The sequence below is a fragment of the Collinsella aerofaciens genome, from assembly GCF_002736145.1.
GTDB lineage: Bacteria > Actinomycetota > Coriobacteriia > Coriobacteriales > Coriobacteriaceae > Collinsella > Collinsella aerofaciens_A.
Genome location: NZ_CP024160.1, coordinates 548,100 through 573,897, shown reverse-complemented (window position 1 = coordinate 573,897; position 25,798 = coordinate 548,100). Strand labels below are relative to the sequence as shown.

The window sequence follows — 25,798 nt, the reverse complement described above, 5'->3', positions numbered from 1 at the left end:
CTTCTTAGATTCTTAGGCGCCGAGCGCGGTCTTAGCGGCCGCGAGGGCATCGGCGATACCGGCAGCGTTCTTGCCACCGGCCTGAGCCATGTTGGGACGGCCGCCACCGCGACCGTCAACCAGGCCCGCGATCTGCTTAATCACGTTACCGGCGTGGAACCCGGCCTTCACGGCGTCATCGGAGCCGGCAGCGAGCAGGGCCGGAGTGCCCTTCTCAGTCACGCTAGCGACGACACAAGCGACAGGGCCGGCGACCTTCTGGTGCACGGTATCCCATACGTTGCGCAGGTCGGCAGCCTCAAGGCCCTGGAGCTCAGCCACGACCAGCTTGTAGCCGTCGAGCTCGACGGCGCCCTCGATGGCGCTGGAAATCGCATCGGAGGAGCCACCGGTCAGCGCCTTCTTGAGCTTGTTGGACGTCTCGCGCAGCTCGGCCTGCAGGTTCTCCACGCGGGCGGGAACCTCATCCACGCGGCACTTGAGCGCAGCAGCAGCGGCGTCAACGAGCGCCAGACGGTCGGCCATGTAGTCGAGAGCACCCTTAGAGGTCACGGCCTCAATACGGCGGACGTTGGAGCCCGTAGAGGACTCGGAGATGATCTTGAACAGGCCGATCTCGGCGGTGTTAGCGGCATGGGTGCCACCGCAGAGCTCACGGGAGAACGGCTGGTCCTCGGCGCCCACGGAGACAACGCGGACGACGTCGCCATACTTCTCGCCGAAGAGGGCGACAGCACCGGCGGCCTTGGCCTCGTCGATGCCCATGACGCGGGTCACGACCGGCTTGGAAGCGAAGATCTGCTGGTTGACCAGGCCCTCGACAGCCTTGAGCTGCTCGGAGGACAGGGCCTCGAAGTGCGTGAAGTCAAAGCGCAGGTGCTCGGGCGTCACCAACGAGCCAGCCTGGGAGACATGCTCGCCCAGGACCTGCTTAAGCGCGGCGTCGAGCAGGTGCGTGGCGGTGTGGTTGCGACGCAGGAAGCCACGGCGCTCGGCGTCGAGCGCGGCGGTCACGGTGGCACCAACGGTCAGCGTGCCCTCGGCGACCTGCGCGACGTGGGCATACAGGCCGTTGTGGTTCTTGGTATCGGAAACGGTCAGCGCAACGCCCTCGGCGGAAAGCTCGCCGGCATCGCCCTGCTGTCCACCCATCTCGGCATAGAACGGGGTGCGGTCGAGAACAACCTCGACATCCTCGCCCGCGGCGGCGGACTCGACGGACTCGCCGTTGCGCACGATGGCGACAACCTTGGCGCCCTCGATCACATCGTTGTCATAACCGTCGAATTCAGTCGCGGAGACCTTGTCGGAAAGCTCGACCCACACGTCGTTGAAGCTGCCCCAGGCGTCGCCCTTGGCGTTGGCGCGAGCGCGGGCCTTCTGGTCCTCCATGCAGGCGGTGAAGCCGTCCATGTCGACGTCGTGGCCAGCGGCGCCGGCGATCTCGACGGTCAGGTCGATAGGGAAACCAAAGGTGTCGTGCAGCTTAAAGGCAACGTCGCCCGGAAGGACAGCACCATCGGCAAGCGCGGCCAGGGCCTCGTCCAGGTAAACGCGACCGTTATCGAGTGTCGTGGAGAAGCGCTCCTCCTCGGAAGCGACGATACCCTTGACGAGTGCGACGTTCTTGAGCAGCTCGGGATAGGCCTCGCCCATCTGGGCGTTGACCTCGTCGATGAACTTGGTCAGGAAGGCGCCCTCGATGCCCAGCAAACGGCCGTGGAAAACGGCGCGGCGGAGCAGGCGACGAAGGACGTACTCGCGGCCCTCATTGCCGGGCAGAATGCCGTCAGAGATCATAAAGTCGACGGCACGGGAGTGGTCGGCGATGATGCGCAACGAGCGGCTGGCGCCGGAGTAATCGTCGGCGTCATAGGTCTTGCCGCTGATCTTCTCGCCAAGCTTGATGAGGTGCTGCATCAGATCGCCGTCGTAATTAGCGGTCTTGTGCTGCATGATAGCGGCCATGCGCTCCAGACCCATGCCCGTATCGAGGTTGCGGTGCGGCAGCTCCGGCATGGAGCCGTCCTCCTGGCGGTCGTACTGGGTAAAGACGAGATTCCAGAACTCCAGGAAGCGGTCGCAGTCGCAGCCGGGCTTGCAGTCGGGGCTGCCGCAGCCGACCTCCTCGCCCATGTCAAAGTAGATCTCGGAGCACGGACCGCAGGGACCGGTGGGGCCAGCGGCCCAGAAGTTGTCGTCCTCGCCCAAGCGGGAGATATGGTCCTCGGCAACGCCCAGGGAGCGCCACACGTCGTGGGTCTCGTCGTCCTCGGTAAAGACGGTAAAGTACAGGCGATCGAGCGGCAGCTTGAACTCCTTGGTGATGAGCTCAAAGGCCCAAGCGCAGGCCTGCTGCTTGGAGACGCCACCAAAGGAGAAGTCGCCGAGCATCTCGAAGAAGGACAGGTGACGACCGTCCTCGCCGATGCAGTCGATGTCGTTGGTGCGGACGCACTTCTGGCAGGAGATCGCGCCGATCTCCTTCATGGTCTTCTTGCCCTGGTAATACTCCTTAAACTGGTTCATGCCGGCGTTGGCAAGCAGCAGCGAAGGGTCGTCGGGGACGAGTGACGAAGAAGGATAGAGCTTAAGACCGCGCTCCTCAAAGAAGTTGAGGAACTTGGAGCGGATCTCGGCCGTAGTCATTGACGGGTAGTCAGCACTCATAGAGGGAATCTCCTCGGTTTCACATCGAAACAGTTCAAACGTAACGATATTACCATCCCACCGCGCCCATGCAAAAAAGAGGGCCGCCAAACAGCGACCCTCCAGCGAAAGTGCACGTTATTTAGTACTGTACGATCCTTTGAAAAAGGGCTGCTGTAGAATTAAATATAAGAGTCACCCGGAAGGAGCGATCGATGAAAAGCAAACGATTTTTCCTCAATGCACTTCTGTTAGCGGCACTTTTAACGCTTTTGGCTTTCACCTGCTGGTACGCAAACCAACCAGCATTTGGCTACGTGTTGTATGCAGTAATGTCCGGCGATAAGGCTTATTACACTGTACGCGCAATTGACATTCTCTTTTTCTATGTTGCCGGCCCCTTATCAATCGCTTTGCTCGCGTTTCTTGTCATTTACAACTTCAAGAAACGTTAATAGGACCTATTTAGAATCCGAGTCGTCCATGGAGCCGTCGATGCCGGTTTTGGTATCGTCGTCCGTGTTGGAGTCATCGTCCTTGGCAAAAGGGTTCTTGAAGAAGCCCGTGGCATCGGGCTGCAGACCAGAGAGCTTAATCCAGGGATTATCGAGCTCGGGCTTGGGCATGGCCTTGGCCTCGGGCGCAGTCTCGTTGCCGATGAGCTCGGACTCGTAGATGAAGGTGTCGTCGCCGAGCGCGTCGTAGGCGGCGACCGGGTTGCCATCGGCATCGCGGTACGGCGTGCCCTTAAACACGGCGCCGTCATAGGCCACAAGCTGTCGGCCGGTCTCATTCTCGAAGTAGTACACGAAGATACCCTTGAGGGCAGCGCACAGCGGAATGGCAATAATCATGCCGATGGGGCCCATGAGTGCCGAACCAATAACGAGCGCCGTGAGGCTCATGATGGGATGCACCTGCACCGAGCTCTGCATGACCTTAGGCGAAATCACGTTATCGGTAACGTTTTGCGCGACCATCGTCACGATGAGTGTCCATAACGCCAACATGGGGCTGAACATGAAACCGAGTATCGTGGCGATTGCCGCGCTCACCCAAGGGCGGACGACCGGAACCAAATGCATGATGCCGGTAAAGATAGCCATGAGCGCCGCATACGGATGGCCGATGATCATAAAACCGATAAAGGCGAGGAAACCACCGCAGATGGACGTCACGACCATACCGCGCATGTAGCCGCCGACAGAGCGAGAAAGGATGGCAACCATAAAGCGGTACGAGGTCTCCTTCTCCTGACCGATGATGGTGCAAATCTCGTGGTGCATGCGAGGGTAGTCGCAGGCCATCCAGTACGCAAGCACCAGACCAAGGAAGATCACGAACAACTGCGAGGCCGTATTGGTGATGAGCGGGAACACACCGCGGCCAAGCTCGGCAGCAATCTGAGACACATACTTCGATGCCACGGTAACCAGCGACGAAAGATTATCGTCCAAATACTCCTTGAGCGGCGTGTTATTGAGCGTCTTGGCATGCGAGATCATCTCATTGAGATCGCCACCCGCAACACGAAGCTGCTCGGGCAGACGGCTAAGGACTTCCATAATCTGACCAAGCAAAATAGGCGACAGGATGCAGACGACACCAACGAGCACCGCTACAACCACGATAAGGGCAATAAGCGAACCGATGCCACGGCCGACGCCATGATGCTCGAGCCAATTGGTGATCGGGGACATCACAAAAGCAATGATGGAGCCGACGGCAAGAAACTCGATAACCGGTGCCAGGATGCCCATAAGGTTAAAGATGACGGCGGCGATGACAATGCAGCCGACAACAGCCCAAATGCGCAGCGTCAGAATGCGGGTGTCGCGCAGCACGCGATCGGTTTGTAGGGGGTGCTCACTCATGAACGAATCATCACTCCGTCGGGGTCGATCTTGTCCTGAATCTTCTTAAGCGTGCGGCGCAGCAGACGCGAAACCTGCACCTGAGAAATACCCAGCTTCTTGGCGATCTCGATCTGGGTCATGCCCTTCACAAAGCGCAGCTCGATCACCTCGCGCTCGCGCGGCGAGAAATCACGGATTGCTTCCTCGATCACCAGGCGGTCATCGGTAAAGTCGAGCTCGTTGTCGTCGTCGGCATAACGGTCGAGAATCGAGGGGGCATCGTCGGAATCGGACGCACCAGGAGCCTCGATGGGCACCGAGGTATAGGCCGAAGACGATTCCATAGCCTCGAGGACCTCATCGACAGTCACATCTAGATACTCAGCGATCTCCTCAACCTTGGGCGAACGCTGAAGCTCGTTGGTGAGCTTATCGGTAGCCTGGTTGACCTTGGCCGAGAGCTCCTGCAGACGGCGCGGAACGCGCACGCTCCAGCCCTTATCGCGGAAATGACGCTTGATCTCGCCCAGAATGGTGGGCGTGGCAAACGTGGTGAACTCGAGACCGCGCTCGGGGTCAAAACGATCAATCGCCTTGAGCAGGCCCAGATAACCAACCTGCATCAGGTCGTCGAGCGGCTCGCCGCGGTTCTTAAATTTGTTGGCAAGAAACCTTACCAGGTTCATATGGGACATGACGAGCTGCTCGCGAGCGTCCGGATCACCGGTCTCTTTATAGCGACGAAACAGCTCGCGGGTTTTCTCCTTGTCCCAAGCGGTCTTACCGCTCCGGGAACGTTCGGTCATATTAGATATCCGCCTTGAGGTCGAGGGAAAGCGTCAGGGGCGCCGAAGTCTTTTCGTAGGAATCGCACACGCTCGCCAAAATGAGCTCGGCATACACGGCAGCCTGGTCATCCTCGTCGACAGAGGCCTGATCGCCAAAGGTAAAGGTCATGCCAACGTGAGACTCGTCGACATCGAATTTGATGGTGATGTCATCGCAGTCGACCGCGGTACAACCAAAGATGAAAGCCTCCTCGGCAGCCATGCGGATGTCCTCGATGCGATCGACAGACATAGAGCACAGGGCACCAACGTTGGCGGCAGTCATGCGCACAAGGCGAGCGAGACGCGGGTCGCCGGCAACGGTCAGCGTGATGGGGCAGGTTGCTTCGCTACTCATCGCAGGACTCCTCAGAGGTCTCGGCGGGCATATAGGTGTAATACTGAGCCGGCTTGCCAACATGCTTATGGCAATCATCGTCGCCCGCGGCGGCCTCGTCCCCGGCTTCGCCAATCAAGACGCGCTCGGTCGGCTGCTCGGCTTCGGCGGCAGAGGAAAGCTTGCGCTCGGCGTCGGCCGCGGGAGCCTTCACCTTGTTAATGAGTTTCTGCACGGCACCTGCCGCGGAATCAGTTACGCTCGACACAGCATTGCTGGCCTCGGCCATGCTGCCCGTAACCTCGGAAATGTCGCGAACCACGGCCTCAACTTCTACGAGATTGGAGGTAAGGGCGTCGACGGCGGTCTTGCTCGACTTAAGCAGCGGCTCCATCTGGGCAAGTGCCGGCGTAAGCTCGTCGACAGCACCGTCGAGTTTTGCCACCACCGGCTGCGCCTCGGCGATGGTGTTGTTGAGGTCGTTCACGGTCTTATCGAGCGAATCGACAACGTTGCGGGTCTTGCGCAGGGTAAGCGCGAGCTCAACGATGGCCCACACGCCGGCAATGGCAAGCACCAGCAGGGCGATTTGAATGGGACTCATACAAGCCTCCCGGAAGAATCGAAATACAGACGCTGTTTATGGTACCCCAAAGAAGAGGAAAGATTCTAAAAGGGAATGCGCGAAGTGCCAACGACCTACTTCGGAGCATTGCCGCTACGGTCGCGCTCGCTTTGCTCCACACGCCATTCTTCCCAACCGCGGCCGGCAGGCTGCCAAAAGGCACCACGCTCCAGGCCTTCAGGCAAATAGCGCTGGTCGACCCAACCTTCGGGATAATCGTGTGGGTACTTGTATACACCGTACTCATCGCTGCCGGGACGGTGACGATCGCGAAGATAACTGGGCACCTCGCGCAATCCGCTACTATGGATATCGGCCAGCGCCGCATCGATCGAAGCCTCGCACGCGTTGGATTTAGGCGCCAAGCACACATAGAGTGCAGCCTGAGCCAGGTTAATGCGGCACTCGGGATAGCCAATGACCTCGGCAGACTTAAACGCGGCTTGCGCCACCAAAAGTGCCTGCGGATCGGCATTGCCAACATCCTCAGAAGCCTGAATCATAATGCGGCGGGCGATAAACTTAGGATCCTCCCCCGCGTCGATCATGCGCGCGAGCCAATAGATCGTGGCATCGGGGTCGCTGCCGCGCATGGACTTGATGAACGCACTGATAATGTCATAGTGCATGTCACCGTTTTTGTCATACGAAAAACCGCGACGCGGGTTGGCAATCTTCACGTCATCGACGGTGATAAGATAACGCTCCCCTGCCGCCGGAGCCGGCGTCCCCTCGGTATCGGGACGCGTGACGGCAATCTCGCTCGCAAGCTCGAGCGTCGTCAGGGCCGAGCGTGCATCGCCCGCAGCCAGCGTGCAGATGGTCTTAACCGTATCATCATCAGCCGAGAACTTGCCGTTCAGACCCTGCGGCGCCTCGAGCGCACGCTCGATCAGCGTGGCGATATCCTCGTCCTTGAGGTGCTCAAGCTCCACCACGCGACCGCGCGAAAGCAACGCCGAGTTGACCTCAAAGTACGGATTCTCGGTCGTGGCGCCGATCATAATGACGGTACGGTTCTCAACCGCATGCAGCAACGCATCCTGTTGCGACTTCGAAAAGCGATGAATCTCGTCGATGAATAGAATGGTGCGACGGTCGTAGGTATTCAGGCGCGTCTTGGCCTCGTCAATCACGCGGCGCAAGTCCTTCACGGTGCCTGTCACGGCGCTGACCTCGACAAACTCGCTCTTGGTATGGTTGGCGATAATGTGGGCCAGCGTCGTCTTGCCCGTACCGGCCGGCCCGTACAGAATCACGCTCGATAGCACGTCGTGCTCAATCGCGGCACGCAGCCATGAGCCCTTACCGACGGCCTTTTGCTGGCCCACGTACTCATCAAGCGTGTTGGGGCGCATGCGCACCGCAAGCGGCGCATTCTGAAAGGAACGCTCGCGCGTCGAAGCAGAAAAAAGGTCGTCCATAGCCATCCCGTGCATCAATCAAAATCGTTTTCCACGAATAGTATACCGAATAAATACGAACTACCGTTCGTTAATATAAGTACGGTGCGGAAACTTCAGACCAGGGAAAAGTTTGCTTGTGAGCTCGCAGAAATAGCCATCCGTCATGCTCGCAATGTAATCCACCACGGCTTGGTCCTTATCGTCCCGCCATGCATAGGTACGGTCGTAGTAGGAAAGCTGCTGCTCAATGCGCGAAATGTGGTGCTTAAAGATGTAGGAGGACTCGTCGCCTTCGTTTATATCCTGCAGGCAACGGTCGTAGAGCTTTTCGAACGCCTCGCGCAGCTCCGCTTCGGAGTCGCCTTCGATACCGCCCTTACTATAGATTTTCTCGTAGTTCTCGCGCTTAGCGCGGCGGATTTCCTCAAACAGGTCCTCGCTCATCTCGATGCGCGGCTTGCCATAGCTGTGCTCAACGATATCGATGGAGGCATGCGTAAGAATCCAGCTGTTGTACGCACCGCCCAGGCCATCGTCAAAAGCATCGGGCGACAGCAAGCCTGCCGCAATGGCATCCTGGCGATCACGCCCCACGTAGGCAAGGATATCCGAGATGCGAACCACGCAGCCCTCGAGCGTCATGGGGCGCAGGTGCTCAATTGCGCTATAGCCTGTGGCAATGCATTCCTCGACGGTTCGGTCGAACTGGTCAAAGGAACCCATGCCCGAAAGCTCAAAAACACGCTGTTCGTACTCGCCGTTGTGGCATAGCACGCCATCGAGCGTCTGGAGGGACACGTTGCGGCCATACAGCGCATCGAGCACGCGGACCGACTGCACGTTATGAAAAAAGTAGCGACCCGTGCGCTCGTGGTAAATATCGTTGAGAAAGCGCTCACCGGCATGGCCAAAGGGCGTGTGGCCCAAGTCGTGGCCTAAGCCAATCGCCTCGATTAGATCGCAGTTGAGCCCAAGAGCGCGGCCGATATCGCGTGCGATGCGCGAGACAAGCTGCACGTGCAAACCGCGGCGCGACAGATCATCATTGCTACGGAAGCTAAAGACCTGCGTTTTGCCTGCATAACGCGTGTACGCCGGAAGATGAAGAATCTTTTCGGTATCGCGCATAAATGCCGGACGCATAAGCGTGCCCTCGTCTGCGGCTCGATCAACGCGACGGATGACCTGGTCATCGTCGCAACGGTACGGGTTGACATAGCCCGAAGCACGATCTGCGACAATGCGCTCGACAAGTTCGGACGATAACGACGAGGGAATACGGTCCATGCGCGCCTTAATGACGGCCGTTTCTTGATTAGTTGCCATGGCATGCTCCTTAAGAAGGATGCGCAATCGGTTACAATGTGCAGCCCACGACCTCGATTATGGCAAAAATCGGCACCAAAAACGGCAGCAAAGGCAGGGAGCGCGATTTTGTGAAGAGGCAGGAGAGGGCAAGGGCCAGGAGCGCGACGGCAAATGCCGCGATGCCGCCCAGAGGGTCGAGCGTGCAAAGCGCGAAGAGCGCCTTGGCGTCCCCCATGCCAATCCCGGGAGCGCGGCGAACACGACGCCAAAACGACTCAGTGAGCACAAGGGCAAGGTAGACGATGACCGCAAGACCGGCGTGGTCAAGCGCCGCATTAACGCCTTTGTCGAGCCAAACGCCTGCTAATGCCGCCACCGCACACGCTCCGGCAAGCGCATTCGGAAACCGCCGCTCACGGGCATCAATCGCCGCGCCGGCAAAGATGCAAATCCAAAACGGGATATAGACCATCGGACTCCTCCTCGAGCTGCATCGCAAAAGCAAAAACCACCACAAAGGTGCCTGTCCCCTTTGTGGTGGTTTTGATGGTGGCTATTTGGCCCCCTGCATGACCTCGTCGAGGGTAACGTTGACGGCGTGCTGCGTCGGGACCCAGTCGACCTTTAGGAACAGTGCAGCCACCGTGATGGGGATATAGCTGAACATAAAGATCGGGAAGGTAAACAGGTTGGTCACCAGACGCCACTTTTGCGCGCAATGAATGTGCTTGAACTCGAAGATGGTCGTGAGTAGCGCCAGGATAAAAAAGGTCTGGTACATCATCGCGAAGGTCATAATGAGCGAGGCGGCACAAGCCTGCATCTCGACCTCGGTAGCCAAGAAGCCGTGCGAAAGACCGCCCACGATGAGGAACGTCGCATTAGCGAGCATCGAGATCAACGATAGCAGCATGCCCGGAGCGATGGTCATAAACATGTCGTAGGCGGCAAAGCGATGATAGCGAAACGTCGATTTGACAAGATGCTTGCCATAGGTAAAAAAGACCTGGTAGAAGCCCTTGGTCCAACGCATTCGCTGTTTCCAGGACGCCTTAAACGTCACGGGCTGCTCGTCAAAGAACTCCGCCGGCGCATAACCGATGCGAATGCCGTGAATGGCGCAGAACGTGGTGAACTGGATGTCCTCGGTCAGTGTATGGAACTGCCAGCCGTGCATGCCCTCAATCACGCTCGCCGAGATAAGGTAACCCGAACCCGAGACGGCGCAGGACGTCTTGCAGATATTACGCGCGTTGTTGAGGAAGCGGGCCTCGCGCAGATACCAGGTGGCGTTGGCAGACGAAATCCACGAACTGCCGAAGTTCTTGGAGTTGCGGTAGCTCGTGACCACATGAAAGCCCTGGTCAAAGGCATCATTCATCTTGGAGACGTAATCGCGGGAGATAACGTTGTCGGCGTCGAAGATAAAGTAGCCCTCAAACGTGTCCGGATACTTGTTGAGAATGCGATCGAAACCAAAGTCCATAACCCAGCTCTTGCCCTTACGGGCCAGGTCATTACGCTCGTAAACAATGGCACCGGCCTCGCGCGCGAGCTGCGCGGTGTTGTCGGTGCAGGCGTCGGCAACGACAAAGACCTCGATGAGCTCGGACGGATAATCCTGGTCCTTGATAGAGCGAACAAGGTTGGCGATCACGGCCTCCTCGTTATGCGCAGCAATGAAGAAGGCATACCGGTGGAGTTTTTTTGCCTTGGGAGGCGCGACCTCGCCACGAAGAGCGCCAATGACAAAGAAGACCACCTGGTACAGAAAGCAGACCGTGAGCAGCGTGACGACAATCTGGTTGAAAATCACGATAGGCGTGTTGGTTTGTAAAAAGGCGAGCATGCAGGCTCCCGAGAACGTGTTACGTAAACAACGGTATATCTTACCGCAGGCTAACCGAGTTCAAGAAACCACCTAATACTGGCTAGGCTTCGAGCAGACCGAGCTGCGGGACGATTTCGTCGCCTGCGGCAGTGCGGCCGAGCGAACGCGGGGCTAGGTCGTCAAGAACCGCAGCGAGATCCCACGGCAGCTCGTCGCGGCACTCGATACGTTCCCCCGTCACGGGATGGTCGAACGCCACGCGCCAGGAATGAAGGAACTGCCTGGTCAGACCCTGATCGGCACGTACATCGCACTTGCCATAGAGTGGATCGCCCACGCAGGCGTGGTTGATATGGCGCATATGCACGCGAATCTGATGTGTGCGGCCCGTAAACAGATGGCACTCGACGAGCGTGTAGCCGTCGTCAAAACGCGTGGAATCGAAGCGCTCAAGGACCTTAAAGGTCGTAATGGCCTGGCGCGCGAAAGGATCGTCCGAAACCGCCATCTTGACACGGTCGCGCGTAGAACGGGCAATGCCGGTGTTGATGGTGCCCTCATCCATAGCGATATGACCGTGAACGAGCGTAATGTAGCGGCGGTCGAGCGTGCGCGTACGGATAAGATTTTGGAGCGCGCGCTGGGTGTCGTCGTCCTTGGCCGCAAGCATAAGACCCGAGGTATCGCGATCCAAACGATGCACGATACCGGGGCGGTCCTCGCCCTGCACGGTGCCCAGATGGTCGATACCACAGTGATAGACCAGGGCATTCGCGAGCGTACCGCTCACATGACCATGTGCAGGATGGCACACCAGGCCGCGTTGCTTGGAGAGCACGATGAGGTAGTCGTCCTCATAGCGAATGTCGAGCGGAATGGCCTCGGGAATCACGTCGGTCGGGTCATGCGGCTCGGGCAAATCGACCGAAATACGGTCGCCGGATCGCACGGCGTACTTTTTGGAAAGGCAGGTCTCGCCATTGACACATACGGCACCGCCCTCAATCAGATGTGCGCAGGCAGAGCGCGTAGGGCAGCCGTCATTGGCGCCCAGATAGGCGTCAAGACGCTGACCAGCAGCATCGTCGGCAACAAGGATATGGATGTCGGCCATTAGCGCTCATTCCTTTCGCGAATCTTGCGGGCACGCTCCCCACGTTGTTTAGCCTTGCGCTTGGCGCGGGCCTCGTCACGGGCGTTAAGCTCGGCGGTCGCATCAACCTCACGGGCCGCGGGGCTCAAGAACATGTAGCCGAAGAGGGCGAGCACGACGCCCAAGGTAATACCGATATCGGCCACATTGAATACAGGGAAGTCGATGAAGGTGGTGGCAATAAAATCGGTCACGAAGCCAAAAGCCAAACGATCGATAGCGTTACCGATAGCACCGCCCGCAACCATCGCCATGCCCACAACCTCAAGATGGGCGAGCTGAGGTGCACGAACGAGGTACACGGAAATAGCGATAATGACTGCCAACGCGAGCACGGCAAACGCGATGCCATGCCCCTCACCCATGCTAAAGGCAGCACCGATATTACGGACAAACATAAAGTCGATGACACCGGGGATGACGGTCACATGCAAAGCGTCGCCCACGGCACGAACCGCAAGCTTGGTCAGCTGGTCAACAAGCAGTACAACCAGCGCCACCCCACCAGCAACACCCAACCGCCAACGCAAAGGCGGCGTCATATCCCCAGTACGACCCAAATCAATCCCCTACCCTCAAGAACAATCAACTTCCGTTTAACGCAAGTAATCATCTTATAGTGACAAACGCCAAACCCGCAGCATATTCACCAACGCTAGCGAAATAACCAGCTAAAAACGAAAGCGGCATTCCGAAAAACAGAATGCCGCTTGGACTTGACAAAAGTTGACGTTGGGGAGGTTCTTGTTTGACAGTCGTTTAAGAACGTCCCCAACGGCTAGTTCAGCGCTTCGGCACAACGTTTGCAGATATGAGCGTGGCCGTTGTACTCGCCGACGGTGGTGCGGTAGTTCCAGCAACGGTCGCAGCACTCGCCCTCAGCAGCATCGATGGCAACGGAGAGCTCCTCGCCCTGGGTCAGCTCAACATCGGAGACGATGTAGAACTCGGCCAGGTCGACGGCCTTGTCGCCGGTCAGCAGCGCATACATCTCGGCGGGAACGACCGCCTTGACGCGGACCTGCTGGCTCTTAGTGAAGGTGCCGGCGGAGCGGGCATCCTCAAGGGCCTTGGTCACGGCGCTACGGAGCTCGAGTGAAGCCTCAAGCACGCCCTCGAACTCATTGGCCTCGTCGATCGTGATGGGTGACTTGTACCAATCGAGCAGTGCGGCGTACTTCTGATGATCGACGCAGCCGGCGGGCGCATAGGCCATGGCCTCATCGACGGTGTAGGACAGAATCGGCTGCAGATCGCGCATGAGCATCGAGAAGAGCTCAGCGAGCACGGTCTGGGCGCTGCGGCGCTCGAGCGAGCCGGGCTTATCGCAGTACAGACGGTCCTTCAGGGCGTCGAGGTACACGTTGGAAAGCTCGGTAACCACGAAGTCGTAGAGCGCACGGTAGGCGCGCGGGAACTCGTAGCAAGAGTAAGCGTCGTCGACCTCGGCCTGGACCTGGGTCAGACGGGCAACCATGAGCTTGTCGAGCGGCAGCAGGTCGGCAAAGGCGACACCGTCGGTCTCGGGCTCAAACTGACCCTCGAGCTCGGAAAGCAAGAAGCGCAGCGTGTTGCGGAAACGACGGTAGGCATCGGACGTACGAGCGAGAATCTCGTGGTCGATGGAAACGTCGGAGCTGGTGTCGACGGAGGCAACCCACAGGCGGATGATGTCGGCACCCATCTCGTCGCAGACCTTATTGGGGTCGATGACGTTGCCGAGCGACTTGGACATCTTGCGGCCCTGGCCGTCGAGCGTGAAGCCCTGCGAAACGACCGCCTTGTACGGGGCATGGCCGTTGGCGCCCACCGAGGTGAGCAGCGAGCTCTGGAACCAACCGCGGTGCTGGTCGGAGCCCTCGAGGTAGACGTCCGCCGGGTACTCCAGCTCGGGACGGTACTCGCAGACGGCCTTCCAGGAGACGCCGGAATCCCACCACACGTCGAGGATGTCCTTATCGGCCTTGAGGTGATGGCCGCCGCACTTGGGGCAGACGCAGGCCTCGCCCAGGTAGCTCTCGGGAGCGTCGGTGAACCAGGCGTCGGAGCCCTTCTCGTGGAAGAGCTTGATGACGGCGTCGAGCGTGGCGTCGTTCATGACCTTCTCGCCGCAGTCGGCGCAGGTGTAGCTGGGGATTGGCACTCCCCAGTTGCGCTGGCGGCTGATGCACCAGTCGGGACGCTGCTCGACCATGGCGCCAATGCGGTTGGCGGCATGGGCCGGATACCACTTGACGTTCTCGCGGACCTCTTTGCCAGCCTGCTCGCGCAAACCGGTCTTGTCCATCGAGACAAACCACTGGTCGGTAGCACGGAAGAGCACCGGGTGCTTGCAGCGCCAGCAGTGCGGATAGCTGTGCGTGATCTTCTTCTCGAGGACCAGGGTGCCGCGCTCGCGCAGGAACTCGATGATGTGCGGGTTGGCCTCGTCGGTATCCATGCCACTGAAGGGGCCACCGGTACCAAACTCCTCGCCGGTGTAGAACTTGCCGTCGTCATCGACCGGCATGCAGATGTCGGTGATGCCCTCCTTGAGGCAGGCAAAGTAGTCGTCGACGCCGTGGCCGGGCGAGTTGTGGACGATACCGGTACCGTCGTCGACACCGACGTAATCGGCCAGCAGCGCCACGCCCTCAACGCCGTCAAAGATCGGCTGCTTATAGTGGATGTGGTGGAAGGTCTCAGCGGGAGCCACGTAGGGCTCGCCGTCGACCATAACCGGGGTGTACTCCCAGCCAAACTCCTCGCAGCACTTGGGAGCCAGGTCCTCGAGCATGACCTCGGCACGACCATCGTGCTCAACGGCGACGTAGGCGGCGCCGGGCTTGAGGGAAACGGCCTGGTCGGAGGGGATGGTCCACGGCGTGGTCGTCCAGATGATGAAGTCGACCGGGCCGTCGAAGTCCTCGAGGCCGGCGGGCTTGGAAGTCATCTCAAAGCGCACGAAGATGGACGGGCTCGTCTCGTCGGAGTACTCGATCTCGGCCTCGGCGAGCGCCGTGTGGCAGTGCTTGCACCAGTGAACCGGCTTGTGGCCGCGATAGATCATGCCCTTATCGAACATGGCCTTAAAGACCTCGATGTCGGCAGCGTCATGCTGGTGATAGAGCGTCAGGTAGGGGTTGTCCCAGTCGCCGAGCACGCCCAGACGACGGAAACCGGCCTTCTGCAGCTCGATGTTCTCGACGGCGAACTTGTTGCAGAGCTCGCGGATCTTAGCCGTGGAGGTCTGGTTGAACTTCTCGGTGCCGAGCTTCTCCTCGACCTTATGCTCGATCGGTTGACCATGGCAGTCCCAACCGGGGACATAAGGGACCTCATAGCCCTGCATCATCCAGTAGCGGTTGATCATGTCCTTGGAGATCTTGTTCATGGCGTGGCCGATATGGATCGGACCGTTGGCGTACGGAGGGCCGTCGTGCAGCACGAACTTCTTGTGACCCTCGTTCTTCTTCAGAACCTGCTCGTAGACCTTGTTGTCCTGCCAATCCTTGAGTCGCTTGGGCTCGGACTTGGAAAGACCGGCACGCATGGGAAAGCCGGTTTTGGGCAGATTCATCGTCTGCTTGTACTCGTTTGCCACGGTACCCCTTTCATGTCGTGGGCGCGCACGCCCGTTGGGCACCAAAAAAGCGCCCGTCCCTACAAGCTGGGACGAAGCGCTACAAAACGGACAGTACGCCCGCAAAAGCTCTTCGCTTAACCACCCAGCTTAGATGCCCTCGCCCGCGTGATAGCGCGCTCGCATCCGTTACTCGGCTGGCCTGTATCGACGACCATCTCGGCGATGTCTACTAAGACGAACCTACGCGGCACGCCCGTTGGGACCGCAGCTCCGGGGTGATTTTCATCGGTCGCATGCACGGGTTCTCAGCGCTCCCCGCTCTCTGTAGCATGCGGACGGCCGACTACTCGTCCCCATCAACGCTTATGCGGAGTATGCTAGCACGTTCCGCGCCGGCGAAAAACCCTCAACACTGGTTTTATACGTTCGAAATTTCTTACGGCCGTAAACCTTCTCTTGGAGCAAAATACCTGTAAGCACTTTATCGAACGAAAGAAGGTACCTATGCGCACAATTGGAATGAGCGACTATACCGTCGGCGAAGACTGCTTTGACGCGCTGCCCGGAGCGCTAGCCGAATACGGAGCGACCAAGGTCGCAATCATCGGTGGCAAGCGGGCACTGGCTGCGGCGCTGCCGGGTATCGCGGCGGCGCTTGAAGGTACCGATGTCGAGGTTCTGGAGACGCGCGTCTATGGCACCAACAGTACGCGTGCCAATATCGCCAAGGTCGTGAACTCCCCTGCCTGCCAGGAAGCCAACGTGCTCATCGCATGCGGCGGCGGCAAGGCGCTCGACACCGTGAAGACCGCTGCCATTGAGCTCAAGAAGATCGTCTTCACCGTCCCGACGATCTGCTCCAACTGCTCGGCCGCGACCGCCATTGCCGTTGTCTACAACGACGACGGCTCGCTCGAGGGCTATTCGTACCCCAACCGCCCCGCGCACATCTTCATCAACCCCAAGATCATCGCCGAGGCTCCGGCGGAGTACTTCTGGGCCGGCGTGGGTGATGCCCTGTCCAAGCAGCCCGAGGTCGAGTACGCCACGAGCGCCGGCAACCTGGAGCACACGGCAGGCCTTGGCCTAGCACTCGCCCACACCTGCTCCGAGCCGCTGTTTACCTTTGGCGTCCAGGGTCTTGAGGACGTGCGCCAGGACCAGTCGACCGAAGCCGTCAAGCAGATCGCGCTCGACATCGTGGTCAACACGGGCTATGTCTCCAACCTGACCAACCAAAACGATTACTACTACAACTCGAGCGTGGCGCATGCGTTCTACAACGCCACCTGCAGCATTCCGCGCGAGGGCACCTACCTGCATGGCGAGGTCGTGAGCCTGGGCGTGCTGGTGCTGTTTGCCTACACGGGCGATACCGAGAACCTTGAGCGCTACTCAGCCTTTAACAAGCAGATGGGACTGCCCGTGACGCTTGAGCAGGTCGGGCTATCCGAGGCCGATATCCCTGCCCTGTGCGAGTACGCGCACGCCACCAACGAGTGGAAGCAGGGCAACCCGGAGCCCTTCACCGACGAAAAGTTCGCCGCCGCCATCAAGGCCGCCGACGCTTACGGCCACACGCTCTAGCTCTAGGCCAAAACCACCACAAAGGGGACAGTGAACTGCGCCCCGAAACTTGGACTGAATAAATAGCGACTACGCCGCAAGGGCCCGGTCCCGGAACTCCTCCGGCGTCAGGCCCTTCAATCTTACCTGCCTGCGCCGCGTGTTCCAATGGACTATGTACTCCTCCAGGTCGCGCTTGAAGTCCTCGAAGCTGCCCCACTCCCTGCCGCGGTAGAACTCGTCCTTCACGTGGCCGAAGAGCTGCTCGGTGGCGGCGTTGTCGACGCAGTTCCCCTTGCGCGACATGCTCTGGGTGATGCCCGCCCCCTCCAGCCTGGAGGTGTAGGACTCGTGCTGGTACTGCCAGCCCATGTCCGAGTGCATGGTCGGTGCCGCCCCGTCGGGCAGGGCCTCGAGGAGCCGGTCGAGCATCCTGTGCTGCTGGGCGAGGTCCGGCGAGGTCGATATGTCGCTCGCCACGATCTCCTTCGTGCAGAAGTCGAGCACCGGGGCCCAGTAGGCCTTGGCGCCGGCGACCTTGAACTCGGTGACGTCGGTGCCGAGCTTCTGCCACGGCCCCTCGGCGCCGAAGTCCCTCGCGATGACGTTCTCGAACGTGCTCCCCACGAGCCCCCTGTAGGAGCTGTACCGGCGGCGGGAGCCCCGGCGGCGTATCCCGCACCGGATGCCCATCTCGCGCATCATCTTGAGCACGGTCTTGTCGGCCACGACCGCGCCCAGCTCGGCGCGCAGGCACATGGCTATCTGCCGGTGCCCGCAGCCGTTGGCGGTGCGCGAGAATATCTCGGCCGCGGCGTCGCGCAGCTCGGGCCTGGTCGGCCTCCGCGGGTGCGCCAGCGCGTAGTAGTAGGTCGACCTCCTGAGCCCCGAGCACTCCAGCAGGTGGCGCAGGGAGTGCCCCTCCGCCCTCAGCGCCCCCACCGCCTCGGCCGCCGCCCTGGTCAGAGCCCGTCCCGCTCGACCAGGGCGCGCAATTTTTTTAGGTAGGCGACCTCGGCCTCGAGCCTGCGGCAGCGCTCCTCGAGCTCCTGCTCGCGGGTGCGGGCCCGGGGTTTCGACCTCGACCCCCTCGGCCTGCCCTTCGGTCCGGGCCGCAGCGCCTCGGCGCCGCCCTCGCGGTAGAGCCTGCACCAGCGCTCCAGCGGGGACTTCGACCTGATCCCGAACTCGGCCATGGCGTCGGTCTTCGCCATCCCGCCGTCGACCACGGCCGATGCCGCGGCGACCCTCTGCTCGAATGTGTACCTGGATTGTTTCCCGCCCATGGACAGCAGCGCCTCGCTTCCGAACGCCCGGTATACCCACTGCCATTCTCTCACGGTCTCGCGGGGGACGGACAGGGCCTCGGCCGCCGGTTTGCAGCCGACGCCGGCGTCGAAGAGCTCGACGGCCCGCCTCCTGGACTCCAGGTCGTGCTTCACCCTGAGGTCTATACTCATGGAAAACCTCCCATTTCCCGATGTCCAAGAAATGGGAGGCAGTTCACAGGCACCTTTGTGGTGATTTTTTATTGCTCCAGCATTCAGTTCGTACTCGAACCCGATTCTTTACGAGAAAGGGTTCGGGTGCGTTTTTGTTTATCGGAAATTCTGCGGAAGGAATACTCGGAACGGTAAACAGGAACGAACAGAGGTAGGGCATCATCGTGGAGATGGTATCCTGCCTTTTGTTTTGCGGGATCAAGGTCGCTTTATGCGAACTTGATCGCCACTTATATGGCGCATTGATGGCAATTGCTTCGTACGTGCATACCGGGAGCCTGTACACCTCTGGCAAGGCGTAACACACTAGCCTTTGTTCCAAAGTCCGTGTGCTAACGGGGCAGGCCCCTTAGAATTCCTGTGGAGTGTGTACGCACGCACGCAGGAAAACGGTAAAATTTCGCTCTATCAGGGCGTTCTTTCATTGGAGAGTATGCTATACACGGCTTAGTTCAACAAATTAGAATTTATATATAAAGGAGAATATTGATGAAACTTTTTTTATGTTCTCACTTTTCAAGTGTAGGAAGTCTGATAAAGGAAGAAATTGAAAATAAAAAAGTCGCATTTATTCCAACAGCTTCGCTGCGTGAAGGCTACACCGGTTATGTCGGCTCGGCTCGAAAATTATTCAAAAAGTTGGGAGCAATCGAAACTGAAATTGATATTTCAACGGAGGCTTATTCAACGATACAGTCTCTTTTTGAAGATGTGGATGTGATCTATTTTACCGGCGGAAATTCTTTTTTCCTTATAGACCAGCTCCGTAAAACGGGAACGGATGAGCTGTTGAAGAAAGAATTGGCAAAGGGAAAACTGATGATTGGTGAATCGGCAGGTGCGATTGTATGCGCTCCAAGCATCCAATATATCGAGCAAATGGATGAAAAGCCGGAGGACTACTCACAAGAAGATGATGCAGGGCTTAATTTGATTGATTTCTATGTTCTTCCGCATTATCTTACAGCACCATTTAAAAAAGTTACCGAGAAAATAATGACTGAGTTTTCGGATTTGGATCTATGCCCAATTAACAACCGTCAGGGAATTGTAATTGATGGTGAAGGTTCAAAGGTAATTTGCAAAGACTAATTTGAAAATTCCAGTTTGCTGTACTCGTTCCTAGCAGGGTTTGGGGCAGGCACGCCCCAACAAGAAGCTGTCCCAAAGGGGCAAGAATGGGGACTGCGGACGATTTCTTGGACCGTTACGCGGCCCTTCCCAGCGCGGAGCGGAACTCGGCCGGCGTGCGGCCACCGAGCGCATCGCTGCGCCTCTCCGTATTGTATCGACCGATCCAGCCCCCGAGCTCCTCGATGAAGCGGGCGGGGGTCCAGTCCGACCAGTCCCTGCCGTGCCAGAACTCCTTCTTGAGCAGGCCGAAGAAGCCCTCCATCGCCGCGTTGTCTGGGCTGCAGCCCTTGGCGGACTGGATTGGCTACACTGATGTGGACAGTTCCGGGAGAGGCGCAAGAGACGGGAAGGCCGTGTGCGCGTTCCTGCGCGAGGGCCGCGGGGAGGGGCTGCCTGGGTACGGCGCCTGTCAACTCGGTCTACGTCTTTGATGACCGGGTCGTACTCAATATCAAGTACACGGATGATGCCAAAACGGTCACCCGTGAGGAAGTGTTGGGTTCGAGTGCTATGGACAATGTTCCAGCATGCTGGGATCGAACTCGCTAGCCGGAATCACACGGTACCCGTGGCGCAGCAGCAGGTCGACAAAAATACCGTTGCCCACGGTGAGCGTACCGCTAAAGGTGCCATCGTAGACGCGACCCGCACCGCACGAGGGGCTACGATCCCGCAAGACGCACGCAGCGATCTCGGACGGGCCGCCTGCCTGCTCACACATATCGAGCGCACGTTGGGCACCCAGGCGAAACTCGCGATCGACTGAGACGCCCTCGCAGGTACGGACCTCGCCGCTCACAATCTCGGACGGCTTGCGCGGTGTGGGAAGGCCGCCAAAAACCTCGGGGCATACCAACAGGACCTCGGTCCCTGTGCGTTCGCACGCCTCGACCAGCTCGCGATGGTAGTTATCGAGCCCGTTATACTTGCAGCTCTCGCCCATCAAGCAGGCACTTACCACGATCTTCATATAACAACTCTCCTCACGCAAAATCGCCCCATTTGAGATGGACACTCAAATGGGGCGATTGACACAGCGCAACTAGTGTTACTGCTGCTTTGGCATCAGCGGATTCTCGCGCGTGAGAAGATTCATAAACTCCTCGCCCGTGATCGTCTCCTTCTTGTACAGATAACGAGCCAGCTCGTGGAGCTTAAACTTGTTCTCCTTGAGGATCTGCAGGGCACGATCGTGCGCATCCTCAATCAGCTTGGCGACAATCGCGTCCACACGCTCCGCCGTACCGGGAGCGCAGGTAAGCGACGTGTCCTGGTTGAGGTACGCGTTCTGGACGGTACCGAGCGCCATCATGCCAAACTCATCGGACATACCAAAGCGCGTCACCATGTTACGGGCGAGCTTGGTGGCCTGCTCGATGTCGTTGGCCGCACCGGTCGTCATCTCACCAAAGATGAGCTCCTCGGCAGCACGTCCGCCGCAGTAGACGGCGAGCTTGTCCAGCACCTCCTGGCGCGTGGTCAGGAAGCGCTCGTCCTCCTCGACCTGCATGGTGTAGCCCAGAGCGCCGCTCGTGCGCGGCACGATGGTAATCTTCGTGACCGGCGCAGAGCCCTTCTGGCGGGCAGCAACAATGGCATGGCCGATCTCGTGGTACGAAACAACCTGCTTCTCGTGATCGGACAGCACCGTGGACTTGCGCTGCTGACCGGCGATGACGACCTCCACCGACTCCTCAAAATCGTCCTGCGTGGCGCGCTTGCGACCCTCGCGGACGGCACGCAGGGCGCCCTCGTTGATGATATTGGCCAGGTCGGCGCCCGAGGCACCGGGCGTGGCGCGGGCAATCGCGGTCAGGTCGATCGGCGGCTGCGTCTTCACGCTCTTGGCATGCAACTCAAGAATGTTCTTACGGCCGGTCAGATCGGGCAACTCGACGGGGATGCGGCGGTCAAAACGACCGGGGCGCAGCAGGGCCGGGTCAAGGCTGTCGGGGCGGTTGGTAGCAGCGAGAACGACAATACCCTTGTGGTTATCAAAGCCGTCCATCTCGGTCAGCAGCTGGTTGAGCGTCTGCTCGCGCTCGTCGTTGCCACTAAAGCCGCCGCCGTCACGCTTTTTGCCGATGGTATCGATCTCATCGATAAAGACGATGCACGGGGCCTTTTCTTTGGCCTGCTTAAACAGATCGCGAACCTTAGCGGCGCCACGGCCGACGAACATCTCAACGAACTCAGAACCAGAAATACTAAAGAACGGCACGCCCGCCTCGCCGGCAACAGCCTTGGCAAGCAGGGTCTTACCGGTACCCGGAGGGCCGACAAGGAGGGCACCGCGTGGCAGTTTGGCGCCGATCTCCTCGTAGCGCTGCGGCTTCTCCAGAAAGTCGACGACCTCCTTGAGGGACTCCTTGGCCTCTTCCTGGCCGGCGACATCCTTAAAGGTCACGCCCACGTCCTTGGAGGCGATCACGCGCGCGCCGGACTTGCCCAGTCCACCGCCGCCAAAACCGCCGCCGCCAAAGTTCATCGACGGACCGTCATCACCCATGGCCTTCTTCATGCGGCGGTTGAGCCACCAGCCGATCAAGAAGAAAATCGCCATGGGAAGAATGAGGGTGAGCAGGTAGTAGGTCATCAGACCCGAGTTCTTATCGGGAACGACCGACTCAAGCGAGGCGCCAGATTCAAGCACGCGATCGGTAAAGCCCGCGTCATTCGGCACACCGGTCGTCTTGTAGGCGATGTTCTCGTCCTCGCCCTTCTTGGTGTAATAAATCGTGTAATCGTCCGTGTTGTATTCGACCTTGTCGACACTCTTCTTATCGAGCGCTTTGACAAACGCCGAGTAATCGGTCTTCGTAATCTGCTGCGTGTGACCGATGTTGGGGAACAGAACGGTCGAGAGCACGAGGTAGACGACGAAGGCGATGAGCACGTAGAGGATCATATTCCGTCTACGTTTGTTGTCATCCATCTCCATCTGCTTGAACTCCATCTACTGGGGTTGATAATGCTATCTAGAATACCCAACCCGAACGGCGATAAACCGACGCCGGGCACGAAAGGACAGAGATGGCATCACTGGAAGTCGGCAAGGTTCAAATCTATACGGGCGACGGCAAGGGCAAGACGACGGCTGCGCTGGGGCTCGCGCTGCGCGCCACGGGCTATGGACTTAACGTGCTCATGCTTCAGTTTGCCAAGAAGCTGCACTGCGCCGAACATGACGCAGCACCTCGATTGAGGCTACGCATCGTACAAGCCGACCGCGATACGCCCGAAGCCTGTGCCGCACAGATCATGGAGCTGGCGCGCGAGCAGATTTGCCAGGTCGACGTGCTGATCTTGGATGAGCTGGGAGAAGCCATGCGACGGGGCTTTGTGACGCGCGAAGATGTCGAAGCGCTGATTGCGATGAAACCGACCACCACGGAGCTCGTGCTCACCGGCCGCGGATTGCTGCCCCTCGCCGACCTTGCCGACCTAGTAACCGAAATGCGCCCCATCAAACACTACTTCGACGAAGGCCTCCTAGCCCGCCAAGGCATCGAATACTAATTAATCAGAAGGGGACGGAGGAAAACGGGTCATCGACATCACGACGAAGAGCAATGATCCGTTTTCCTCCGTCCCCCAGGGATCATTAGGCAGTGGCGCGGCCTAGCCAGTTGCCGCTGTGATGGTAGACGGTGAACATCGTGGCGGTGATTACCCAGGTTACGGGGTAGACCAGCAGCAGATGCTCGAGCGAGGGGTCGAGCGGCATAATCGCGAACACCCACGCCACGCGGAGCACGACCGTGCCGAAGATCGTGAGGATCATAGGCTGGAAGCTCACGCCGGCGCCGCGGATGGAGCCGGACGCATTTTCGATAATCGAGAAGATCGCGTAGAACGGCGCGATGAAATGAAGAATCGTCGTGGTGTAGGCCGAAATTGCGGCATCGTCGATAAACAGACGCGAAAGCGGGCCCGAAAACACCAGCAGCACGGCAGACAGGCCACCGATAAGCACAAAAGAAAGCACGAGCGACGTGTGATATCCCTTTCGCATGCGATCGTAATTGCGCGCACCAAAGTTCTGCGCCGAGAACGTGGTGATCGACACACCAAGCGCCTCGGTCACCATCCAGATAATGCCGTCCAGGCGGCCAGAAAGGCCCCAAGCGGTCGTGACATCGGCTCCAAACGAGTTGACCGACACCTGAATCAAAACGTTGGAGATCGAATACGCCGCAGACTGAACGCCCAGCGGCAAGCCGCACGAAAGCATGCTCTTGCAAATGCTGCGATCGATACCGAGCTTGGATAGCGACAACCGCCACGCCCCCGGAGCGCGCATCATGCGGATCACAATCATCGTGGCATTGGTGCAGATAGTCAGCGCCACCGCGATGCCGCAGCCCAGCGCTTCCATGTGCAGCATGGCGACAAAGAGAATGTCAAGCGCCACATTGACGAAGCAGCCGGAGGCAATAATAACCGCCGGACCACGCGTGTCGCCCACGGCGCGCAACAGCGCCGTCCCCATATTGAGCAGCAGCGCTGCAAACATGGCAGCAAAGTAGCAACGGGCATACGCCACACCCTCGGCCAGCAGCTCATGCGGCGTATTCATCAACACAAGCATCGGCTCGACAAACACCATGCCCAGAATGGAAATGACAATGCCGCCCGCCAGTGCGAGCGTCATGGCCGTATGGACCGATCGGCTCAGGCGTTCGTCATCGTGCTGGCCAAAAAACTGGCCCGTAATGACCGCGCAGCCGGCACCGACGCCGACACAAAAGCCGATGCAGAGCTCCGTAAGCACCATCGTGGCCTGAATGCCACCCAGCGCGAGCTTGCCGCCAAACTGACCGACGATATAGGTACCGATAAGCGTGTAAGCCTGCTGAAAAAACGAACTAAAGAAGATAGGGACGCACAGCGAAAGCAGCTGCTGCCAAATGACACCCTGCGTCACATCGATAGCCGTAGATTTCTTAGCCACACGCCCTCCCCAACAGCGTACATCAAACAACAAAACGGCAATTTAAGACCAAAGCCAATACCAGCTTAGCACCGCCCGGGATCGGCCGAAACGCCCCGAACCAGAGCCCAGTGCGAAATAATTGCCTAGTGATACAGCCCCGGCTGGTAGTGGTACTCGTTGCTCACATGCGGGCACAGCTGCCAAAAGGCGACAGCACTTGCCGCGGCCACGTTGAGCGAATCGACCCCATGCGCCATCGGAATACGCACGGCGCGGTCGCAGCCTGCAATGGTCTTGGCGCCCAAGCCAGCACCCTCGGTGCCCATAAAGATTGCCAAGCGGTCAATCTCCTGCAGCACGGGATCGTCCAGCGACACTGAATCATCCGTCAACGCCATGGCGGCACACGAAAAGCCGGCATCGTGCAGCGCCGCCAGCCCATCATGCGGCCATACGCGCGCCTCGCTGCCAATGCGTGTCCAGGGCACCTGGAACACCGTGCCCATGCTCACGCGGGCCGAGCGACGGTACAGCGGATCGCAGCAAGTGGGGCTCACCAAAATGCCATCGATGTTCAGCGCAGCCGCCGAGCGGAAAATCGCGCCGACGTTGGTGTGGTCGACAATGCCCTCGAGCACGCACACGCGCACCGGGCGCTCCCCCGCCGCCTCGACGACGCCGCCCAAGAACTCATCAACCGGAATCTGTCGCGGGCGACGGAATGCCGCGAGCGCACCGCGCGTCACGTTAAAACCCGTCAGCTGCTCCATGAGCTCCATGGAGGCCACGAACACAGGAACCGGACCCGCGCCCTCGCGCACAACCAGGCGCTCAAACAGCGGGATCATCTGATCGAGCCAGCGCTCGCCCAAAAGAAAGCTCACCGGCTCGTATCCGGCGCGAACCGCGCGCTCGATGACCTTGGCACTCTCGGCGATAAAGATACCCTTTTGCGGCTCCAGCACGCATCGTAGCTCGCGCTCGGTCAGTCGCACGTAGGCATCGAGCCGCTCGTCCTCGAGCGAATCGATTCGCAGCACCTCAACGGCATCAGTCATAGCAGCCAGCCCGCACCCTTCTTTACAGCACATCTATACCAAACG

At 59.1% G+C, this 25,798-nt stretch carries 23 protein-coding genes; 4 read left to right on the top strand and 19 right to left on the bottom strand.

Annotation, left to right across the window (positions count from 1 at the left end; all coding sequences use genetic code 11):
* Nucleotides 1–12: 12 nt before the first annotated feature.
* Entirely contained in the window at nt 13–2,670 is a 2,658-nt protein-coding gene (gene alaS / locus CSV91_RS02485) for an alanine--tRNA ligase (RefSeq protein WP_099432764.1), read from the bottom strand.
* 194 nt (nt 2,671–2,864) lie between these two features.
* On the opposite strand from alaS, the gene CSV91_RS02480 reads away from it, so the two are divergent.
* Nucleotides 2,865–3,104 carry a hypothetical protein gene (locus CSV91_RS02480; RefSeq protein WP_099431671.1) on the top strand — a complete coding sequence of 80 codons (240 nt, stop codon included), beginning with the start codon at nt 2,865–2,867 and terminating at the stop codon, nt 3,102–3,104.
* Between the two features lie 6 nt (nt 3,105–3,110).
* On the opposite strand, the gene CSV91_RS02475 is transcribed toward CSV91_RS02480, so the two are convergent.
* From CSV91_RS02475 to ileS, 11 genes are all read right to left on the bottom strand, one after another.
* On the bottom strand, nt 3,111–4,523 hold the full coding sequence (locus CSV91_RS02475) for an AI-2E family transporter (protein ID WP_099431670.1): 1,413 nt from the start codon (nt 4,521–4,523) through the stop codon (nt 3,111–3,113).
* Nucleotides 4,520–5,311 carry an RNA polymerase sigma factor SigF gene (locus CSV91_RS02470; RefSeq protein WP_022094589.1) on the bottom strand — a complete coding sequence of 264 codons (792 nt, stop codon included), beginning with the start codon at nt 5,309–5,311 and terminating at the stop codon, nt 4,520–4,522. Before CSV91_RS02470 ends, CSV91_RS02475 begins: the two co-directional genes overlap by 4 nt.
* A gap of 1 nt (nt 5,312) precedes the next feature.
* Nucleotides 5,313–5,690, bottom strand: a complete 378-nt coding sequence (locus CSV91_RS02465) for an ATP-binding protein (protein ID WP_099431669.1) — start codon at nt 5,688–5,690, stop codon at nt 5,313–5,315.
* Entirely contained in the window at nt 5,683–6,273 is a 591-nt protein-coding gene (locus tag CSV91_RS02460; protein ID WP_099431668.1) for a hypothetical protein, read from the bottom strand. Before CSV91_RS02460 ends, CSV91_RS02465 begins: the two co-directional genes overlap by 8 nt.
* A gap of 95 nt (nt 6,274–6,368) precedes the next feature.
* A complete protein-coding gene (locus CSV91_RS02455; protein WP_172622431.1) occupies nt 6,369–7,718 on the bottom strand; it encodes a replication-associated recombination protein A in 1,350 nt (449 codons plus the stop codon).
* A 60-nt stretch (nt 7,719–7,778) separates the two neighbouring features.
* Nucleotides 7,779–9,026, bottom strand: coding sequence for a deoxyguanosinetriphosphate triphosphohydrolase family protein (locus CSV91_RS02450; protein ID WP_099431666.1), 1,248 nt, complete (start codon nt 9,024–9,026; stop codon nt 7,779–7,781).
* Between the two features lie 31 nt (nt 9,027–9,057).
* Nucleotides 9,058–9,480: a prepilin peptidase gene (locus CSV91_RS02445; protein ID WP_099431665.1), complete on the bottom strand. Its 423-nt coding sequence runs from the start codon at nt 9,478–9,480 to the stop codon at nt 9,058–9,060.
* A gap of 81 nt (nt 9,481–9,561) precedes the next feature.
* Nucleotides 9,562–10,857, bottom strand: a complete 1,296-nt coding sequence (locus CSV91_RS02440) for a glycosyltransferase family 2 protein (protein ID WP_099431664.1) — start codon at nt 10,855–10,857, stop codon at nt 9,562–9,564.
* Between the two features lie 82 nt (nt 10,858–10,939).
* Nucleotides 10,940–11,953, bottom strand: a complete 1,014-nt coding sequence (locus CSV91_RS02435) for an RluA family pseudouridine synthase (protein ID WP_099431663.1) — start codon at nt 11,951–11,953, stop codon at nt 10,940–10,942.
* Nucleotides 11,953–12,552 (bottom strand): signal peptidase II, encoded by a 600-nt coding sequence (lspA, locus tag CSV91_RS02430; RefSeq protein WP_232049538.1) that lies wholly within the window; start codon nt 12,550–12,552, stop codon nt 11,953–11,955. Before lspA ends, CSV91_RS02435 begins: the two co-directional genes overlap by 1 nt.
* A 218-nt stretch (nt 12,553–12,770) precedes the next feature.
* Complete coding sequence (gene ileS, locus CSV91_RS02425; protein ID WP_414436974.1) at nt 12,771–15,551, bottom strand: isoleucine--tRNA ligase; 2,781 nt, start codon at nt 15,549–15,551, stop codon at nt 12,771–12,773.
* Nucleotides 15,552–16,061: 510 nt separating this feature from the next.
* Here ileS and CSV91_RS02420 point away from each other — a divergent pair.
* Nucleotides 16,062–17,144, top strand: a complete 1,083-nt coding sequence (locus CSV91_RS02420) for an iron-containing alcohol dehydrogenase family protein (protein ID WP_099431660.1) — start codon at nt 16,062–16,064, stop codon at nt 17,142–17,144.
* Nucleotides 17,145–17,213: 69 nt separating this feature from the next.
* Here the strand turns inward: CSV91_RS02420 and CSV91_RS02415 are convergent, their stop codons facing one another.
* Nucleotides 17,214–18,065, bottom strand: coding sequence for an IS3 family transposase (locus CSV91_RS02415; RefSeq protein ID WP_099431659.1), 852 nt, complete (start codon nt 18,063–18,065; stop codon nt 17,214–17,216).
* A gap of 20 nt (nt 18,066–18,085) precedes the next feature.
* Complete coding sequence (locus tag CSV91_RS02410; RefSeq protein ID WP_099431658.1) at nt 18,086–18,583, bottom strand: helix-turn-helix domain-containing protein; 498 nt, start codon at nt 18,581–18,583, stop codon at nt 18,086–18,088.
* A gap of 531 nt (nt 18,584–19,114) precedes the next feature.
* Here CSV91_RS02410 and CSV91_RS02405 point away from each other — a divergent pair.
* Nucleotides 19,115–19,717, top strand: a complete 603-nt coding sequence (locus CSV91_RS02405) for a Type 1 glutamine amidotransferase-like domain-containing protein (RefSeq protein ID WP_099431657.1) — start codon at nt 19,115–19,117, stop codon at nt 19,715–19,717.
* A gap of 115 nt (nt 19,718–19,832) precedes the next feature.
* On the opposite strand, the gene CSV91_RS02400 is transcribed toward CSV91_RS02405, so the two are convergent.
* The 3 genes from CSV91_RS02400 to ftsH form a co-directional block, all read right to left on the bottom strand.
* Nucleotides 19,833–20,060, bottom strand: coding sequence for an IS3 family transposase (locus tag CSV91_RS02400; protein ID WP_369831449.1), 228 nt, complete (start codon nt 20,058–20,060; stop codon nt 19,833–19,835).
* Nucleotides 20,061–20,267: 207 nt separating this feature from the next.
* The gene (locus tag CSV91_RS02390; protein ID WP_099431654.1) at nt 20,268–20,729 is read right to left on the bottom strand and encodes a 2-thiouracil desulfurase family protein; all 462 of its coding nucleotides are present in this window, start codon (nt 20,727–20,729) and stop codon (nt 20,268–20,270) included.
* 78 nt (nt 20,730–20,807) lie between these two features.
* Entirely contained in the window at nt 20,808–22,700 is a 1,893-nt protein-coding gene (gene ftsH, locus CSV91_RS02385) for an ATP-dependent zinc metalloprotease FtsH (protein WP_172622430.1), read from the bottom strand.
* 92 nt (nt 22,701–22,792) lie between these two features.
* Between ftsH and CSV91_RS02380 the strand changes: the two genes are divergently transcribed.
* Nucleotides 22,793–23,278: a cob(I)yrinic acid a,c-diamide adenosyltransferase gene (locus tag CSV91_RS02380; RefSeq protein ID WP_099431652.1), complete on the top strand. Its 486-nt coding sequence runs from the start codon at nt 22,793–22,795 to the stop codon at nt 23,276–23,278.
* Nucleotides 23,279–23,363: 85 nt separating this feature from the next.
* Here the strand turns inward: CSV91_RS02380 and CSV91_RS02375 are convergent, their stop codons facing one another.
* Both CSV91_RS02375 and CSV91_RS02370 read right to left on the bottom strand, forming a co-directional pair.
* Nucleotides 23,364–24,713 carry an MATE family efflux transporter gene (locus tag CSV91_RS02375; protein WP_099431651.1) on the bottom strand — a complete coding sequence of 450 codons (1,350 nt, stop codon included), beginning with the start codon at nt 24,711–24,713 and terminating at the stop codon, nt 23,364–23,366.
* Between the two features lie 125 nt (nt 24,714–24,838).
* The gene (locus CSV91_RS02370) at nt 24,839–25,753 is read right to left on the bottom strand and encodes a TrmH family RNA methyltransferase (protein ID WP_099431650.1); all 915 of its coding nucleotides are present in this window, start codon (nt 25,751–25,753) and stop codon (nt 24,839–24,841) included.
* Nucleotides 25,754–25,798: the final 45 nt, after the last annotated feature.